12 protein-coding genes and 1 pseudogene are annotated in these 16,138 nt (G+C 70.1%); 7 read left to right on the top strand and 6 right to left on the bottom strand.

Annotated features, from left to right (window positions below; translation table 11 throughout):
- Positions 1-5: 5 nt before the first annotated feature.
- From ACH427_RS03640 to ACH427_RS03615, 6 genes are all read right to left on the bottom strand, one after another.
- The gene (locus ACH427_RS03640; protein WP_398867711.1) at positions 6-914 is read right to left on the bottom strand and encodes a hypothetical protein; all 909 of its coding nucleotides are present in this window, start codon (positions 912-914) and stop codon (positions 6-8) included.
- 14 nt (positions 915-928) lie between these two features.
- The gene (locus ACH427_RS03635; protein WP_398867710.1) at positions 929-1,756 is read right to left on the bottom strand and encodes a papain-like cysteine protease family protein; all 828 of its coding nucleotides are present in this window, start codon (positions 1,754-1,756) and stop codon (positions 929-931) included.
- A gap of 121 nt (positions 1,757-1,877) precedes the next feature.
- Positions 1,878-3,569: a mycolysin gene (locus ACH427_RS03630; protein WP_398867709.1), complete on the bottom strand. Its 1,692-nt coding sequence runs from the start codon at positions 3,567-3,569 to the stop codon at positions 1,878-1,880.
- A gap of 269 nt (positions 3,570-3,838) precedes the next feature.
- A complete protein-coding gene (locus tag ACH427_RS03625) occupies positions 3,839-5,371 on the bottom strand; it encodes a hypothetical protein (RefSeq protein ID WP_398867708.1) in 1,533 nt (510 codons plus the stop codon).
- A gap of 119 nt (positions 5,372-5,490) precedes the next feature.
- Positions 5,491-5,793 (bottom strand): glycosyltransferase, encoded by a 303-nt coding sequence (locus ACH427_RS03620; protein WP_398867707.1) that lies wholly within the window; start codon positions 5,791-5,793, stop codon positions 5,491-5,493.
- Entirely contained in the window at positions 5,790-6,773 is a 984-nt protein-coding gene (locus tag ACH427_RS03615; protein ID WP_398867706.1) for a nitronate monooxygenase, read from the bottom strand. Before ACH427_RS03615 ends, ACH427_RS03620 begins: the two co-directional genes overlap by 4 nt.
- Positions 6,774-7,251: 478 nt before the next feature.
- On the opposite strand from ACH427_RS03615, the gene ACH427_RS03610 reads away from it, so the two are divergent.
- The 7 genes and pseudogenes from ACH427_RS03610 to ACH427_RS03580 all read left to right on the top strand — a co-directional run bounded on the left by ACH427_RS03610 (position 7,252) and on the right by ACH427_RS03580 (position 16,117).
- Entirely contained in the window at positions 7,252-8,397 is a 1,146-nt protein-coding gene (locus ACH427_RS03610) for an amidase domain-containing protein (protein ID WP_398867705.1), read from the top strand.
- 29 nt (positions 8,398-8,426) lie between these two features.
- Complete coding sequence (locus ACH427_RS03605) at positions 8,427-9,659, top strand: hypothetical protein (RefSeq protein ID WP_398867704.1); 1,233 nt, start codon at positions 8,427-8,429, stop codon at positions 9,657-9,659.
- A gap of 42 nt (positions 9,660-9,701) precedes the next feature.
- Positions 9,702-10,610: an esterase/lipase family protein gene (locus tag ACH427_RS03600; protein ID WP_398867703.1), complete on the top strand. Its 909-nt coding sequence runs from the start codon at positions 9,702-9,704 to the stop codon at positions 10,608-10,610.
- 54 nt (positions 10,611-10,664) lie between these two features.
- Positions 10,665-11,552 (top strand): alpha/beta fold hydrolase, encoded by an 888-nt coding sequence (locus tag ACH427_RS03595; RefSeq protein WP_398867702.1) that lies wholly within the window; start codon positions 10,665-10,667, stop codon positions 11,550-11,552.
- Positions 11,485-13,605, top strand: coding sequence for a transglycosylase domain-containing protein (locus ACH427_RS03590; protein ID WP_398867701.1), 2,121 nt, complete (start codon positions 11,485-11,487; stop codon positions 13,603-13,605). The genes ACH427_RS03595 and ACH427_RS03590 overlap by 68 nt, the downstream gene beginning before the upstream one ends.
- Positions 13,606-14,389: 784 nt before the next feature.
- Positions 14,390-15,248: pseudogene (locus ACH427_RS03585) on the top strand (alpha/beta fold hydrolase); the annotation flags it as partial.
- 371 nt (positions 15,249-15,619) lie between these two features.
- Positions 15,620-16,117, top strand: a complete 498-nt coding sequence (locus tag ACH427_RS03580; protein WP_398867955.1) for a carboxymuconolactone decarboxylase family protein — start codon at positions 15,620-15,622, stop codon at positions 16,115-16,117.
- Positions 16,118-16,138: the final 21 nt, after the last annotated feature.

Here is a 16,138-nt window from a genome sequence, read left to right as displayed (position 1 = left end):
TTCCGTCAGGCCGAGCGGCGTCGGCGGCGCAGGTGGAGGACCGCCGCGCCCGACACCGCCAGGGCTGCCGCGCCGGAGGCGGCCGGGACCCAGGACCGGGAAGGGGCGGGGGCGGCCTGCGCCTCGGCGGCGGTGGCCTTGTCCTCGGCTCCCGCGGCCTGGTCCTTGCCCGGGTCCTCGGGGAGGGTGTAGCCGCCCGCGAGGCCCTTGCGGTCGTAGTCCGAGCCGGGCAGCTTGTCGCCGTAGCGCTTGGCGACGAGTTGCTGGTATGCCGCGAGCGAGATGCCGGGCTTGCCCTGGAGAGCCGTCCGGGCTTCCTTGTTGAGCGGCTCGACGGAGCCGTCGCCGGTCAGCCGGTACCAGGCGTGGAGCTGCGGTTCCATGAAGGTCTGCGCCCGGTCCGTGCCGCGTTCGGCGACGCTGATGTCCGTGTCGCCGTCGCGGATGCCGGCCAGTTCCCAGTCACCGCCGCCCTGCCCCGGGGCGAGCAGGACCGCGGCCTGGCGGCCGTTGGCGGCCGAGACGCGGGAGGCGAGGTAGGACAGCCGCAGGGCCCCGCCGGCGGTGGCCTTCGTCCTGCCGGTGACGAACTCGGGTGAGAGCTCGTAGAAGGGGACCGGCTTCTTGAGGTCGAAGCCGGACGCGTCGGCAGGTGCCTGCGCGGGGTTGCGCGCGGCGCCGGCCAGGCCGCCGTCCGCGCCGTCGTCCTGGGCGCCGCGCTCGGCGGCGGCCGTCAGGAAGCGGGCGACGGTGTCGTGGACGCGGCTGGAGCGCAGTACCTTCTGCGCGGCGGCGACGTCGGTCTCGGCAGGGGCGGCGGGTCCGTCGGCGGCCTGCGCGGGAACGATTCCGCAGAGGGCGGCGACGGCGGTGGCCGCACACAGGGTGGCGGTGCATCTGGTCGTACGGTGCATGGTGGTCGTCTCCTCTAGCCCTGTATGCCGATGCGCGTGTGGGTCCACCGGAAGGAGTTGTTGTTGGAGTAGGTGGAGTAGTTCCACCATGTGTAGGTCTTCGTGGTGGGCCAGGGGTCGCCGACCGCGATCATGTTGGTGTTGCTGTCGTAGCCGTAGACGACGTTCATGTGGCCGCCGCCGGAGTTCCAGCCGAAGCGGACGGCGAACGGGCGCCCGTTCGCGATCTCGTTCCGGCTCTCGCCGAAGGAAGCGTTGCGGTACAGGTCGCTGCCGCTGCTGCGGAAGCCCATGTTGCGCAGGGCGTTGGCCATGTCGCCGAGGGTGGCGGGCTGGTTGTTGCAGCTCAGCCGGTTGTTCTGGGCGGCCAGGCGGCAGAAGTCGGCCTGGCTGTAGCGGTTGTAGCCCCAATAGTTGGCTATGGTCAGGCCGCTGGCGTCCCAGCACCACTGGGACTGGACCTGCTTCTGCATGGAGATGTCGAGGGCCTTGCGGCCGGCGGTGTTGCCGTTGGGATTGCCGGTGGGCTTGTCCGTGGGCCTGTCGGTGGGCGGGGTGGAGCCGCACACCGGCAGCCTCCCGGTGTTCTCCCGGATGAACGCGTCGGCGAGGTAGTACTTGCCGGACCAGATCCAGCGGGAGTTGTTCTCGACGACGTCGCCGGTGGTACGGCAGGTCATCGTGATCCGGTCGCCGGTCCACGACTTCCCGGTGATGCTCGCCGAAAGCGACGGCTGGGACCGCTGGTTGACGGTGCTGAAGTTGCCCCGCCCGCCGTAGACCGTGCCGGTGACGCTGGCCTGGGCCTGGGGGGAGAGGGTCAGCAGGAGTCCGCCGGACACGGCGGCGACGGCCGTCGTGGCGAGAAGTGCCTTTTTACGCCTCGGCGAAGGGGCGGCGTGGGTGTGTGTCGATGTACGGGTTGCTCTACGGAATATGTGCATGAAGGGCCTATTTTGCTGATCAGTACTGGATGGTGTGGTGGTAGAGGATGTTGCGGGCCTTCGCTCCGCTGTCCAGGCCGTACGCGGGCCGGTCGGTGAGGAAGTACTCACGGAAGGTGGACTGGCGCTCGCGGGACATCATGGTGTTGCTCTTCGTCCAGCCGCCGTCGACCTGGGACCACAGGTCGACCAGCGCGGTGGCGACCCGGGCCTCGGTGGTGTCGCCCCGGTCCATGCCGCGTGTGGTGCGGTCGTTGGCGAGGTTCATGGAGCTGCCGTTGCCCCACGTCATGGTGGTGTCCTTGAAGGTGTGGAACGCCACGGCGTCGGCGTAGCCCTCGGTCCAGCCGCAGGTGGCGGAGGAGGTGCGGTTGACGTAGTGGGGCGAGCAGTTGGTGACGTTCGGCCACCATCCGTTGTAGAGCTTGCCCATGAGGGAGTGGCCGGCCTCGTGGACGGTGGTGTGGCCGGAGTCGGGGTCGCTGTCCGCGAGGTGGACCTTGTCGTCGCGGTTCGTCCAGTACGTACCGTCCTGGGAGCCCGGGTACCACTGGACGGTGATCGGGGAGCAGCGGCCGTCCCGCTGGTTGCTCGTCCAGCACGTGGTGGTCGAACCCCGGTCCCACCAGAGCTTGTTGAGGGTGTCGAAGGCGTGCCAGGCGCGGCTCTGGCCGCTGTTGGCGTAGACGGTGCCCAGGCTCTTGTCGCCCGATACGTTGCTCAGGGCGTTCGAGGTGGTCGAGTAGCGGCGGTTGTATCCGTCGACGACCGACCACATGCCGCCGGCCTGGGTCTGGAACTCCGCCCAGACCTGGGAGGTGACGGAGGTGCTCGGTGTGTAGCAGAGCTTGAACGTGCCGTCTCCGTTGCCGGTCAGGCCCGTGGCGAGCTTCTGTGCGCCGCCGCCCGCGATGGTCCTGCCCCAGAGGGTGACATTGGCGTTGCTGACGGGCAGGTCCCGGTCGGCCTTGCGGTTCCAGCTGCCGCCCTCGGAGGACTGGAAGCGGTTGCGCAGAGTGCCGCTGACGCAGACCGGGGCGTAGGGCTTACCGGGGGCGGCGGCCTGTGGGGGAGTGCTCGGCGCGGCCGGGGCGGCGGCGCCCGGGCGTGCCGGGCGGTCGTGCGCTGTGGGTCCGTCGGCCGGGGTCGCGTCGGCCTCGGTGACGGACATGCCCTTGGCGGTGGAGCCCTTGGCCTTGCCGATGGTCAGTTCCACCGAGGCGTGACCGGCGCGGCGTGGGTCGGGGCGGTCGATGTCGCTGATGTCCGCCTGGATCTGGGCGGGGCCCGTGGCGACGGCCTTTACCTCGAGCTTGAGGGTGCGGGTACCCGGGGTGAGGGTCAGGGTCCGGCTGGTGTGCTGGCCGAAGAGGTCCGTCGTGGGAGTGGCGAGGTCGGGATTCTGTCCGACGAGCCGGAGGGCGGGTGGTAGCTGGAGGGAGAGGCCGGCCCGCCTGACGCCGGTCTGCGCCGTGACAGCCACAGTGAGGGTGGTCCGCTCGCCGACGGCGGGGAGGCGTTCGAGGGAGGCGGTGACGCCGAGACAGCTCAGCGGCGCTTCGGAATTCTTGTCCGCAGGGCGGACGGTGCAGTTTTCTGCCGGGGTGGGGGCGACCGCGTAGGCCGACGGTACGGCGACGGTGGCGATACAGGCGACCGTGCCGCCCGCCGCGACCAGCGCCGCGGGTCTGGGTATTCGTATTCGGAACATGGGCATGCCTTTCTGCGGCGTGCGCGACGGGTTCCGGTGCACGCCGATATGAACCGTGTGGGGAGCGTTGCCGCGATCGTCAATCACTGGTGAACGGCAGTGACTTGACCGGCAACTTGCCGAGACTTTACGTCATATGGGTTGCGCATGTCATGTTCGGTGTTGCGGGAAACCCGCAATGAATAAAGGGTGTTGGGGTGCACCGGACACCCACCCGGCAACGGGGTCCCGTCTCCTCGGCGTTGCCGGGTGGGCTGGGCGTCGGTGTGTCAGTGACGCCGGGGCTTGCTGCCGCCGGACTGGTCCTTGTCGCCCGGTTTCGCGTCGCCCGGTTTCGCGTCGTCCTGCGGAGTGCGCGGCTGGGGGATCTGTATGGCTCCCTTGCCGTGCGCGAGTTGCACCTCGCGCTGCACCTTGGGCATCGGCAGGCGCATCGCGAGTGCCTGTACGCCGCCGATGTTCAGATACGGCATGACCCACCCCTCCAGGTCGACTCCCGCGAACAGCTTCCAGTCGGCGTCGGCCGCGGCCCTGCCCTCGGTCGACCCGCGGACTCCGCCCTTGACCTCGGTGCGTACGTACGGCGCGGCGACGTCGCCCTTGACGCCCACGCTGCCGTAGAGGCCGAGGTTCGCCTCGGTGCCGAACCGGACCTTCGCGCCGACCGCGGCCGAGGCGCTCGCCTTCAGCGTCGCGGGGGTGAAGTTCGCCTTGGCCTCCGGCTGCCAGCCCTCCTTGAGGCTGAACGCGGATCCGAGGGCGAAGTCGCCCTTCACCGGGTCCTGCTGGATGTCCAGGCTCGCCTTGCCGTCGGCGTCGATCAGGACGTAGCAGGTGAGGTCGATATTGACGGTGACCGGAAGTTCACCGATGTAGAAGGTCGGGTTGGCGTGCAGGACGACGAACGGCACCCGCACCGGCTTGCCGTTGGCCGTGGGGGCCGTCCGCCCCTTGAACTGGAATCCCGAGGACCAGTCGCCGCTCAGCCGCAGGCCGGCCCCCGACGGGCCGTCACCGGAACCACGGCCGTAGTACTTGAAATCGACCTCGGGAGCGAGCTGGACGAAGCCCTTGAAGTTCGCCTTGGTGGGGCTTTCCACCCCTTGCCCCTTGGCGTCCTTCTCCGTGTCGAGGGTGGTGTCGACGTCGACGCGCAGACTGCCGAAGGGCAGTTTGAGGCCGTCAGGTCCGGCGTGGACGCTGCCGCGCTTGGAATAGGAGAACTTCACTCCCGGGACGAGTGAATCGGCCCTGAAGGCGGACGGGTCGACGGGCAGCTTGTTCTCGACCTTGGAGTCGCCCAGCACCGTGGAGAGATCGACCGGGGCGGTACGGACCTCGGTGCCCTTCGGGGTGTTCCCCTCCACCTTCGTGACCTTGGCCAGAACGCCCTGGGGCGCGCCGGGCACGGGCTTGCTGGCGACGATGTCGCCCACGGCGACGGGCTTCTTCGCGGCGGGCGTCGCCGACGGGTCCGGCTTGCCGGACGACGTGCTCGGGGAGGGCTGCGCGACGGTCTGGGAGATGACGGCGCGCCCGCTCTTCGGGTCGATGGAGTCGACCTTCACCGCGGCCTTCTGCTCCTTGATGCCGCCGCCCGCCGGAATGGTCACCGCGCTGGGATCGGTGCCCCCGGGAGTGTGTTCCCGGAGGCTGTAGGGGGTGCCGCTCTCGCTGCCGCTCTCCGCCTCGCCCAAGGTCTTGGCGGAGTCGACCCCGTAGGGCGTGCAGCCGACGAGGGCGAGTGAGAGGGAGGTGAGCAGCACTGGTGCCAGTACCGCTGTTCTGCGGAGGTTGCGCATGGTGGATCCTTGTGAAGTGGTGTGAAGGGGCTGTTTTCCCGCAAGGGATGGCGGGGGCATGTCACCTTCAGGGCATGGGTGGAACCTCCCGTTCGGCAGGAGCCGCGGGCCGGGGGCGGTCACTTCGCCCCCGCCGTCAGGGCTTCGAGGCGCACGGCCGCGGCCGTGGCGCCTCCCGCGGCGCGGAACGACGCGCGCACCCTCCCGGCCGCCTCGCGGCGGCCGGGATCGCGGAGGACGGTGTCCAGCGCCGTGCCCAGCACGTCGGCGGTCGCCCGGTTGAACCGGACCCGTACGCCCGCCCCGGCGTCCGTCACCTGGGCGGCGACGGCGGGCTGGTCGTCCCGGATGGGTGCGACGACCAGGAGGAGTCCGTGCCACAGAGCCTCGCACACGGTGTTGTGACCGCCGTGGCAGATCACCGCGTCGCACCGCTCCAGCAGGGCGAGTTGGGGAACGTGCGGCCGGCCCTGGTCATGGGCCCCTGGGCGATGGGCAGTACGGTGCCCATCGCCCGGCTCATCGGGGAGCCGCGGAGCAGCGTGTGCGCGACGGCGTCGTCGCGCACGGCTTCCCGGACGGCGGCGGTGACGCCGCGGACGGCCGTGCCCACGTCGCCCCAGTGCCGCGCGAACGAGGAGGCCAGAAAGCCGTCCTGGCCCACGGGGAGCAGCCGGGTCCGCGGATCCTCCGCGCCCGGCAGCCGGGCGACCTCGCCGGGCTCGCCCGGCAGGGGCGGCGCGTCCGGTCCCCGGCGGCGCAGCACTCGGTGACCGGCGGCCACCACGGTCTCCGAGCCGTCCATGGTCCGGACGGCGGCCGCCATCTCCTCCGGGACACCGGATTCGTCGAGCAGCGCCGGCTGGGTGTCCAGGACGACCCCTGCGGCACCGCCGACGACGGCGGCCGCGGCGGTGTGCGGCCCGATGCCTCCGCAGGCCCAGACCGGCAGGCCGAGCTCCGGGTCCGCCACCAGCTGCTGGAGGAGGACGAAGGTGCTCAGCTCGCCGACCCGTCCGCCGACCTCGTTGCCCCGGGCGACGAGACCGTGCGCCCCGGCGCGCGCGGCCGCCAGGGCCTCCTCGTAGTCGGTGACCTCGACCAGGACGCGGGGGCCGCTGAAGCCGGCGGGAGTCAACTCGGCGTCCACGCAGAGCAGTACGGTGTGCACGCCCCCGTCGGCCGCCAAGTCGTCCGGCCCGAGCGCGCATCCCGCCCCGACGCGTACCCCGAAGGGGCCCGGTACCCATTGCCGCACCAGTCGGAGGGCCTCACGGGCCGCGCGGCGCCGGCCCCTTCCGGGATCGAGCACGCCCAGACCGCCCGCCCGGCAGACCGCCGCCACCAGACGCGAGTCGGGTTCACCGAAAGGGCTGATGCCGAGGACTGTTTCTGTGGACACGGGAACTCCGGGAGGCAAGAAGGTCGTTCGGAAGCACCGGCGGACGCCGCGACCGGTGCGGGAGAGATGAGAGACGTGCGACGAGCGAAGGCCGTCGCGGAAGGTCGTCGAAAAGGTGGCCCGACTTTCCCGGTGGGCCTGGCTGGATCATTGCACGGCGGGGCGCGAAGGGAATACCCCGTTCAGCATTGCCGCGGGAATGGTGTGCGTCACACAGGTACCGGTTTCGGGTAGCCCGCAAGGGAATTGCGGTAAACCCGCAACGGGTGTGGAATTACCGCAGAAATAGTCCGTACCAATTGCGATGACGGGCTCAACTCCGCTGTGAAACCGTATAGTTGACGGTTAGTGAGGCCGGGGTCGAATTGTGCCGGGAAATTTTTCCCCGCTCCGGGGTTGCCATTTCGATTCCGTGTGCAAGGATTCCTGCTGCCCGGTTCGAAAAGGGCCGGACGGAGAATGGAGTCCCGTGAAATCAATGACACTCGGAGCAGCCGCCGGGGTGGTCGCCTCGCTGGCGGTGTCGGCCGCGCTGGTGCCGGCGTCCCCCGCGGGGGCGGAGGCCCGGCCCGGGAGTGCGGACAGGGCGACGGCCGAATCCTTCAGCCGTATCGCAGGTGTCGTGCTCACCGACCGGACGGCGGCGATCGTCGACGGCAAGGTGCGGGGTCACACCACCCCGCCGCCCGCGAAGGAGGCGCATCTTTCGTCCGCGACGGCGCGTTCGGAGAAGTCCGTCACGGCCTCGCTGCGCGAGCGCAAGAGCAAGCTCAAGGCCCTGGGCGAGGCGTACTCCGCCGGTGACACCCGGGTCGCGGTGGACCGGGCCGGCGTCGACGGCAAGAAGGCCACGATGCGGGTGACCGAGACCACGCGGCTGACCTACAAGAAGATCCGCGGTGACGAGCCGAAGGACACCGGTTTCCAGGCTCACCACGAGCTGAGCTTCACCGCCGGGAAGGGCGGGGCGTGGGAGCTGACCGGCATCAAGCCTCTGGACGAGATGCCGCAGATCAACGCACCCGCGCCGAGCGCCGCTCCCCAGCCGAAGGCGGGTGCGCCCGAGGCGCCGGGCGTGAACGACATGCCGAACGCGCCCGAGGCGAGTCTCTGGCTGTTCCCCAAACGGCTGCCGAAGGACACGAGCACCGGCCTCGACTACAAGGCGATGGCCGACTACGCCGAGAAGTACTGGAAGAACTACAACCCGGCCTACCGTTCGCACCCGCTGGGGACCGGCGGCGACTGCACGAACTTCGTCAGCCAGGCGCTGAAGGCGGGCGGCTGGAAGAACGCCCCCGGAAAGGCCGGTGACTACACGAAGTGGTGGTACGGGTCCGGCACGGAATCGGATTCCTGGACCGGCGTCAACGAGTGGTCCTGGTTCGCGCAGAACTCGAAGCGGGTGAAGCCGCTGAAGTACGCCTACCAGATGGAGGTCGGGGACGTCCTCCAGGCGGACTTCGACCGTGACGGGTCCAAGGACCACACCATGCTGGTGACCTACCGCGACAAGCTCGGCACTCCCTATCTGACGTACCACTCCTTCGACACCTATCGGCGGTCGTTGCTGAGCCTCCAGGTGATGCTGCCGTTCACTAAGTGGTACGCCTACCGCACCTGATGCGTACGGCACGCCGCGCGGTGGTCCTGGTGACCGGGACCGCTCTCACGCTCGGGCTGCTGTCGGGCTGCGGAGCCGGTGGGGACGGGGCCGGGAGGAGGGCCGCTTCCTCTCCCTCCTCCCGCCCCTCGTCCGCCTCGCCGGCCCCCACCCCGTCCGCTTCGGAGTCGGTGAAGCCGGCGGAGAAGTGGGACGGAAAGGTACGGGTCCTGGGCGACGGTTCGACGTCCTCCACCGGCCCGCAGCCGCACCAGCCCAAGCCGGAGAAGCTCAAACCGGGTGAGAGGCCGCCGCAGTTCGTGGTGTTCTCCTGGGACGGCGCACTCCAGGGCGACGACGAGCAGTTCTCGCACTTCCGCGAGGTCGCCAGGGAGAACAACGCGCAGATGACGTTCTTCCTCACCGGAACCTATCTGCTGCCCAAGTCCAAGGCGTCGAAATACCGGCCGCCGCAGCACAAACGCGGTGAGATGGCCATCTCGTACGCCACCGACCAGCACATCAGGGACACCCTGGAACAGCTGCGCGCCGCCTGGCTGGAGGGCAACGAGATAGGCACGCACTTCAACGGGCACTTCTGCGGTGCCAAGGGCGGCGGCGACTGGAGCGTCGCCGAGTGGAAGAGCGAGATCGAGCAGTCCTATTCCTTCGTCGAGAACTGGAAGACCAACACCGGCTACACAGACCTGCCCCCACTGCCCTTCGACTACCGCAACACTCTGGCCGGCGGCCGGGCCCCCTGCCTGGAGGGCCAGGAGAACCTGCTCAAGGCCGCCAAGTCGTTCGGCTGGCGCTACGACGCCAGCTCCCCCGGCGACTTCCAGCTCTGGCCGTCGAAAAATGACGGCATCTGGAACTTCCCGCTGCAGCTCGTTCCCTATCCCGGGACCGAGCGGCAAGTCCTCTCCATGGACTTCAACTTCCTCTACAACCAGTCCGGTGACAACACCAAGGGCGATCCGGCGAAGTACGCGGAGTGGCGCAAGCTGACGCGTGACGGCTATCTGAACGGCTTCGAGCGGGTCTACAACGGCAGCCGGGCGCCGATGTTCATAGGCAACCACTTCGAGGACTGGAACGGCGGCATCTATATGAAGGCCGTCGAGGACGTCGTGAAGTCGGTCTGCAAGCGCGACGGCGTGCGCTGCGTGACCTTCAAACAGCTCGCCGACTGGCTGGACGCACAGGACCCCGAAGTCCTGGCGAAAATGCGCCAGTTGGACCCGGCGCAGTCCCCGGACTGGAAGTCCCTGGTCAAGTAACTCCCCCTTTCCTGCCCACCCCGCCCTGTGAGGTGTCTCCCCATGTCCCCGCGCAAGAGATCCGTCCCCGCCTCCGCCCTCGCCTGCGTCGCCTCGACGCTGGCCCTGGCCGTCACGGCGGTCGCCGCCTCCCCCTCCGCCTCCGCCGCCCCGGCCGACGCGAAGACCGCGACGGCCGGCAAGGCCGTCACCAGCGGCTGGAACAACTGGTCCTGCAAGCCGTCCGCCGCCCACCCCAACCCGGTCGTCCTCCTCCACGGCACCTGGGCCAACCAGCTGGACACCTGGTTCCTCACGGCCCCGTCGCTGGTCAAGGAGGGCTACTGTGTGTACTCACTCGACTACGGTAAGTTGCCCTATGTGCCGACGCTCAACGGTCAGGGGCCGCTCGTCAAGTCGGCCGGGGAAGTGTCCGCCTTCGTGGACAAGGTCCTCAAGTCCACGGGGACGAGGAAGGTGGACATCGTCGGTCACTCCCAGGGCGGCGGCCCCCTGCCCCGTTACTACATGGAGTTCATGAACGGCGCCTCCAAGGTCGACAAGCTCATCGGCATCGCCCCCGACAACCACGGCGCGACCGCCTCCGGCCTGGGCACGCTCGCGCGCAAGGTCCCCGGCGTGAGCAAGGTGCTGGACCTCACCGTCCCCGGCCTGCAGGACCAGATCGTCGGCTCCGAGTTCATGAAGAAGCTGAACTCCAAACCGGACACCGTGCCGGGCGTGAAGTACACGGTCATCTCGACCAAGTACGACGAGATCGCCACGCCCTACAAGTCGCAGCAGCTCTCGGGCCCGAACGTGCGCAACGTCGTGGTCCAGGACCTGTGCAGGCTCGACTTCTCCGAGCACATCGCGCTGGGCCTCATCGACCGCATCGCCTTCCACGAGGTGAAGAACGCGCTCGATCCCGCGCACGCGACCCCCACCACCTGCAAGTCCGCCATCAGCTGACCCTTCGTCGGCACAAGCCCGTTGCCCCACCTCCCCCACTTGCGAGGTAGCTCCATGTCCGTACGTAACAGATCGCTCCGCATGCTCGCCGGGACCGTTTCGGCGCTGGCGCTGGTCCTGTCCTTCGGCTCCACCTCCGCCTCCGCGGCCCCGGCCGACGGCGTGGCGGGGAAGACCGTCACCAGCGGCTGGAACGACTGGTCCTGCAAGCCGTCCGCCGAACACCCGCGTCCCGTGGTTCTCGTACACGGCACCACCGAGAACTCCTGGGACAACTGGTTCGTGCTCGCCCCCTACCTGGTCAAGCGGGGCTACTGCGTCTACTCCCTCGACTACGGCCAGCTGCCCGGCGTGCCGTTCTTCAACGGCCTGGGGCCGATCGAGAAGTCGGCCGAGCAACTGTCCGCCTTCGTGGACAAGGTCCAGCAGTCGGCCGGGGCGCGGAAGGTCGATCTCGTCGGTCACTCGCAGGGCGGAGGCGCCCTGCCGCGTTACTACCTCCAGTTCCTGGGCGGTGCGGCCAAGGTCGACCAGCTCGTGGGCATCGCCCCCTCCCAGCACGGGACGACGGCCTCCGGGCTGAACCGTCTCGTCGACGGCGTCCCCGGTCTGCGCAAGCTCGTCGGCAAGGCGGTTCCCGCGGCGGAACAGCAGCTGGCCGGGTCCGAGTTCATGAAGAAGCTCAACGCCAACGGCGACACCGTGCCCGGTGTGAAGTACACGGGCATCGTGACCAAGTACGACGAGGTGGTCACGCCGTACAAGACCCAGTTCTTCTCGGGCCCGAACACCCGCAATGTGGTGGTCCAGGACCTCTGCAAGCTGGACGTCTCCATGCACCTCGGCGTCGGCACGATCGACAAGATCGCCTTCCATGAGGTGGCCAACGCGCTCGACCCGGCGCACGCGACCCCCACCACCTGCGCCTCCGCCCTCAGCTGATACCCCCCGTACCGGCCCGGCCGTCTCCCCTTGGGCGGCCGGGCCCCTTCCCCTGTTGCCGGACGGAACAGTGATCACTCGCAAACAGCTCGCGACCGCACTGCGGCGGTTCCGCCCCGTCTATCCCCGCCCGGGCCGGACCGGGTTCAGGCACTGGGTACCGTCGTGGCGCCAGACGCTGGGGCTGTTCGGCCTCGTCGCCACCGTCGTGGCCGGAGTGCTGACGATCATGTTCATGCGCACCGCGATACCCGCCGGCCTCAACGCCTTCGCCACCCAGCAGGACAACGTCTACTACTGGGCCGACGGCAGCGAGATGGCCCGCACCGGCGAGGTCGACCGGCAGGACACACCGCTGGCCAAGGTTCCCGAGAAGGTCCGCTGGGCGGCGCTGGCCGCGGAGAACGAGACGTTCTACTCCGACAGCGGGGTCTCGGTCAGCGGCATGGTCCGCGCGGTCTCCAGGATGGTCGCCGGGGCCGACACCCAGGGCGGCTCGACCATCACCCAGCAGTACGTGAAGAACGCCTACCTCAACCAGCGGCAGACCTTCTCCCGCAAGCTCACCGAGATGTTCATCGCGATCAAGCTCGACAACAGGATGAGCAAGGACGAGATCCTTGAGCAGTACCTCAACACCAGCTGGTACGGCCGCGGCGCCTACGGTATCCAGCGGGCCGCCCACGCCTACTACGGCAAGGACGTCTCGCAGCTGAACGCGAGCGAGGGCGCCTTCCTGGCATCCCTGCTCAAGGGGGCCGCGCTCTACGACCCGGCCTCTGGCGCCGGGAACCACAAGCGCGCGGTGGAGCGCTGGAGCTGGGTCCTGGACCGGATGGTGGCCACCGGAAAACTCTCCCAGCAGGAGCGCGCGCAGTACACACGCTTCCCCGAGCCGATCGCCCCGCCCAAGGTCACCGGTCTGGCCGGCCAGACCGGCTACCTCGTCGAGACCGCCCGTGCCTATCTGCTGGCCCACTCCCACGTCTCCGAGCGGGAATTCGCGCTCGGCGGCTACCAGATCCGCACCACATTCGAGAAGAAGCGCATGGCAGCGCTCACCCGGGCGGTCGAGCGGGCACGGGACGGTCTGGCCCCGGACCGGCGCGCGGCCGACCGCGACGTACGCGTCGGGGCCGCTTCGGTGGCCACCGACGGGCGCGTCGTCGCCCTGTACGGCGGGTCGGACTACCTCGAGCAGGGGTTCAACGACGCCAATTCGTCCGTCGTGCCGGCGGGCAGCGCCTTCACCCCCTTCGTCTACGCGGCGGCCTTGCGTGACGGGGTGCAGCGCGAGCGCGGCAAGCCCCGCACAGGCGTGACTCCGGCCACGCTGTACGACGGCGACGACAAAGTGTCCCTCCAGACTCCGGAGGGCCCCTACTGGGACCGGTCGGGGAAGATCGTCAGGGCGGTCAACGACGGCGAGAGGTCCTGGGGGAAGATCTCGCTCAAGGACGCGGTCGCACAGTCGGTCAACACCCCGATGATGCAGCTGGGCATGGACGTGGGGCTGGACCGCGTCGGCGAGGTGGGCGTCCAGGCGGGTCTGCTGGAGAGCAGCCTCGGGGGGAAACCGCCGTCGTTCCCGCTCGGCACCGCCACGCCCAGCGCCATCCGCATGGCCGACGCCTACGCCACGTTCGCCGCCAAGGGCCGGCACGCTGAGCCGTACTCGGTCGCCGGGCTCCGGCGCAACGGCGACGACGTGCCCGTGGCGAGGCCGGAGTCCGAACAGGCCCTGCCGCCGCACGTGGCGGGCGCCGTGGACGACGCGCTGCGCGAAGCGGTCCGCGACGGCACGGCGAAGCCGGCGCAGGCCGCCGGGCCCGGCACGGCCGGCAAGACCGGCACCGCGCAGGACAACAAGTCCGCCTGGTATGTCGGTTACCGTGGTTCCCTGTCGACCGCGGTCTCGCTCGCCCGCATCGACCCCAGGACCCAGGAACTGCTCCCGCTGGACGGAATCGGCGGAACACCCGAGGGCACGGTGGGCAGCTCGCTGCCGATCAAGCTGTGGACGCGCTACATGACCGCCATGCAGGAGCCCTGACGGCAGTGGGTCGCTCCCCGCACAGCACGCCGGTATCCAGGTTGGCTGCGGTGAGGAAGTCCTGCGTCCGGGCGAGCGCCCGCGCGACCTGTTCCTGGCCCATCCAGCCGGTCGCCTGGGCTGGTGGCACGTTCACCCCCCTACGTCCCGTTGGCCCACTGTGCTGCGGCAGCCCGGCGTCACCTGGTAGAAGACCGCGTCATTCGGCACGAGGATGCCGCTGTCCTTAACCTCCCCCATTGCTTTTCGGGCCACGGCCTCGTAGGTCCGCATGCTGGGCGTTCCGGTGTTCGTCCCCACCTGCCAGCAGGGGGAGAGATCGTCCGGTCCACCATCGTTCTTTCCACCCTTCCCACCCTGGGCGCCGGGAATTATGTGACCGAAGTGCCTTGGTCTCACAGTGTCGGCTGTTGGCCGGGGATGGTGTGTTGTCGGTACCGGGCTGGCGGGGTGTGTCCCGATAGGCGAACTCTTCCGTACCTGCGCACGGTTCGCCGGCGTGAGTGGTCACGGGGAGGGCGGCGAGGAATCGGTGCCGCAGGCCACTCGGATCACGCTGGGCCTGCCGGCCCAGCGGATCGACCAGCTCTCGTGTTCACCCGACTGCGGGTCGACCCGCGCACCCAGGATGACTACGAGGCCGGATCAAGGAGGGCAAGGCCCGTCGCAAAATCGTCCGTTGCCTCGGGCGCTATGTGGCCCTGGAGGTCTTCCACCTGGTCAGACAGCTATAGTCAGGGCCCCGCTCATAGGGGCTGTCGTGACAGATGAGAGGGTCTGGCGGGTGAGTGAGACACCGGTGAACACCCTGCAATACCGCTCTGACGGGCCAGAAGACGCTCCGGTCCTGGTCCTGGGGCCCGCGCTGGGTACCACATGGCACATGTGGGACCGGCAGATACCGGAGCTGACCCGCCACTGGCGGGTCCTCCGCTTCGACCTGCCGGGTCACGGCGGTGCGCCCGCCGAGCCCGCGCCGGTCGTCGGCGACCTCACCGACCGGCTTCTCGCCACGCTCGACGGCCTCGGCGTCGACCGCTTCGGTTACGCGGGCTGCTCCATCGGCGGCGCGACGGGCGCCGATCTCGCCCTGCGGCACCCGCACCGGCTCGCCGCGCTGGCCCTGATCGCCACCTCCGCCCGCTCGGGCACCGCCGACTCCTGGCGGCAGCGCGGCGACACCGTGCGCAACAGCGGCATGGACCCCATCGCCCGGTCGGCCCCGGAGAGCTGGTTCACCCCGAGCTTCGCGGCCGCCCAGCCCGCCATCGTGGACTGGGCCGTGCAGATGGTCAGCACCACCGACCCCCGCTGCTACGTCGCCGCGTGCGACGCGCTGGCCGCCTTCGACGTCCGCGCCGAGCTCGGCCGGATCGGCGTGCCCGCGCTGGTGCTCGTCGGCGCGGAGGACCAGGTGACGCCGCCCGCCGACGCCCGGGTGCTCGTCGCGGGCATCCACGACGCGCGGCTCGCGGTCGTGCCCGGCGCCTCGCACCTCGCGCCGGTGGAGCAGCCCGCGGCCGTCACGGATCTGCTGGTCCGGCACTTCACCACGGCCTGGCAGCTGTCCACCCAGCAGAACCTGTCGCCGGTCGCCGCACCGATGCCGCAGGCGGCGGCTCCGGCCCCCGCTCCGGGCCCGGCGTTCGGCCACGCTCCGGGCCGGACGGCCGGCCAGGACCACGCGCCGTTCCCGGCCGCGGGCCCCGCCCCGGCGCAGAGTGAGACGCCCGGCCAGGCTCCGGCCCAGGGCCTGAACCCGGACACGGTCCGCGTCCCCGGCAAGGCCCCGGCTCACGACCTGAACCCGGACACCGTACGGATCGCCCCCCAGGCTCCCGCCCCGGCCCAGGACCTCAACCCCGACACCGTGCGGATCGCCCCCCAGCCACCCGCGCCCGCCCCGGCCCCCGCGCCGAATCAGGCGGCCCCGGCGCACGGTCCGGCCGGCGCTCCCGGGCAGCTGCCGGGGCCTGCCTCCGGATACGGGTTCCCGCCCGCCGCGCCGGGCGGGATGTTCCCGTCCCCGGCCCAGCAGCCCCCCGCTCCTCAGCAGCCCTTCGCCCAGCAGACCGCGCCCGCCGGTTTCGGACCGCCGCCCACCCTGGACGCGGAACCGGCGCCGGCCGCCCCGGACCCGTACGAGCGCGGCGCGCTCATCCGGCGGGAGGTCCTCGGCGACGCCCACGCGGACGCCGCCGAAGCGGCCGGGGACGAGCTCACCGGTGACTACGAGGACTTCGTCACCCGCTACGCCTGGGGCGGGGTCTGGGACCGCCCGGGGCTCGACCGCCGGTCCCGGGCCCTGATCACCCTGACCGCCCTCACCGCGGGCGGCCACCTCGACGACCTCGCCCTGCACACGCGCGCCGCGCTGCGCTGCGGCCTCACCCCGGACGAGATCAAGGAAACGCTTCTGCACACCGCCGTCTACTGCGGCCTGCCCGCCGCCCACGCCGCCTTCCAGGTCGCCCGGCGCGTCGTCGCGGAGGGGTCGGCCCCGCAGGCGTAGCCCCGCGTAGCACTATGGGGA

The organism is Streptomyces sp. NPDC020379 (genome assembly GCF_044387105.1).
Classification (GTDB): Bacteria; Actinomycetota; Actinomycetes; order Streptomycetales; family Streptomycetaceae; genus Streptomyces.
This window is presented reverse-complemented; position numbering and strand designations above follow the sequence as displayed.

Coding starts and splice junctions, on each gene's coding strand:
- ACH427_RS03640 (WP_398867711.1), bottom strand. CDS start 914: ATGCACCGTACGACCAGATGCACCGCCACCCTGTGTGCGGCCACCGCC.
- ACH427_RS03630 (WP_398867709.1), bottom strand. CDS start 3,569: ATGTTCCGAATACGAATACCCAGACCCGCGGCGCTGGTCGCGGCGGGC.
- ACH427_RS03625 (WP_398867708.1), bottom strand. CDS start 5,371: ATGCGCAACCTCCGCAGAACAGCGGTACTGGCACCAGTGCTGCTCACC.
- ACH427_RS03610 (WP_398867705.1), top strand. CDS start 7,252: ATGACACTCGGAGCAGCCGCCGGGGTGGTCGCCTCGCTGGCGGTGTCG.
- ACH427_RS03600 (WP_398867703.1), top strand. CDS start 9,702: ATGTCCCCGCGCAAGAGATCCGTCCCCGCCTCCGCCCTCGCCTGCGTC.
- ACH427_RS03595 (WP_398867702.1), top strand. CDS start 10,665: ATGTCCGTACGTAACAGATCGCTCCGCATGCTCGCCGGGACCGTTTCG.
- ACH427_RS03590 (WP_398867701.1), top strand. CDS start 11,485: ATGAGGTGGCCAACGCGCTCGACCCGGCGCACGCGACCCCCACCACCT.
- ACH427_RS03580 (WP_398867955.1), top strand. CDS start 15,620: ATGTTCCCGTCCCCGGCCCAGCAGCCCCCCGCTCCTCAGCAGCCCTTC.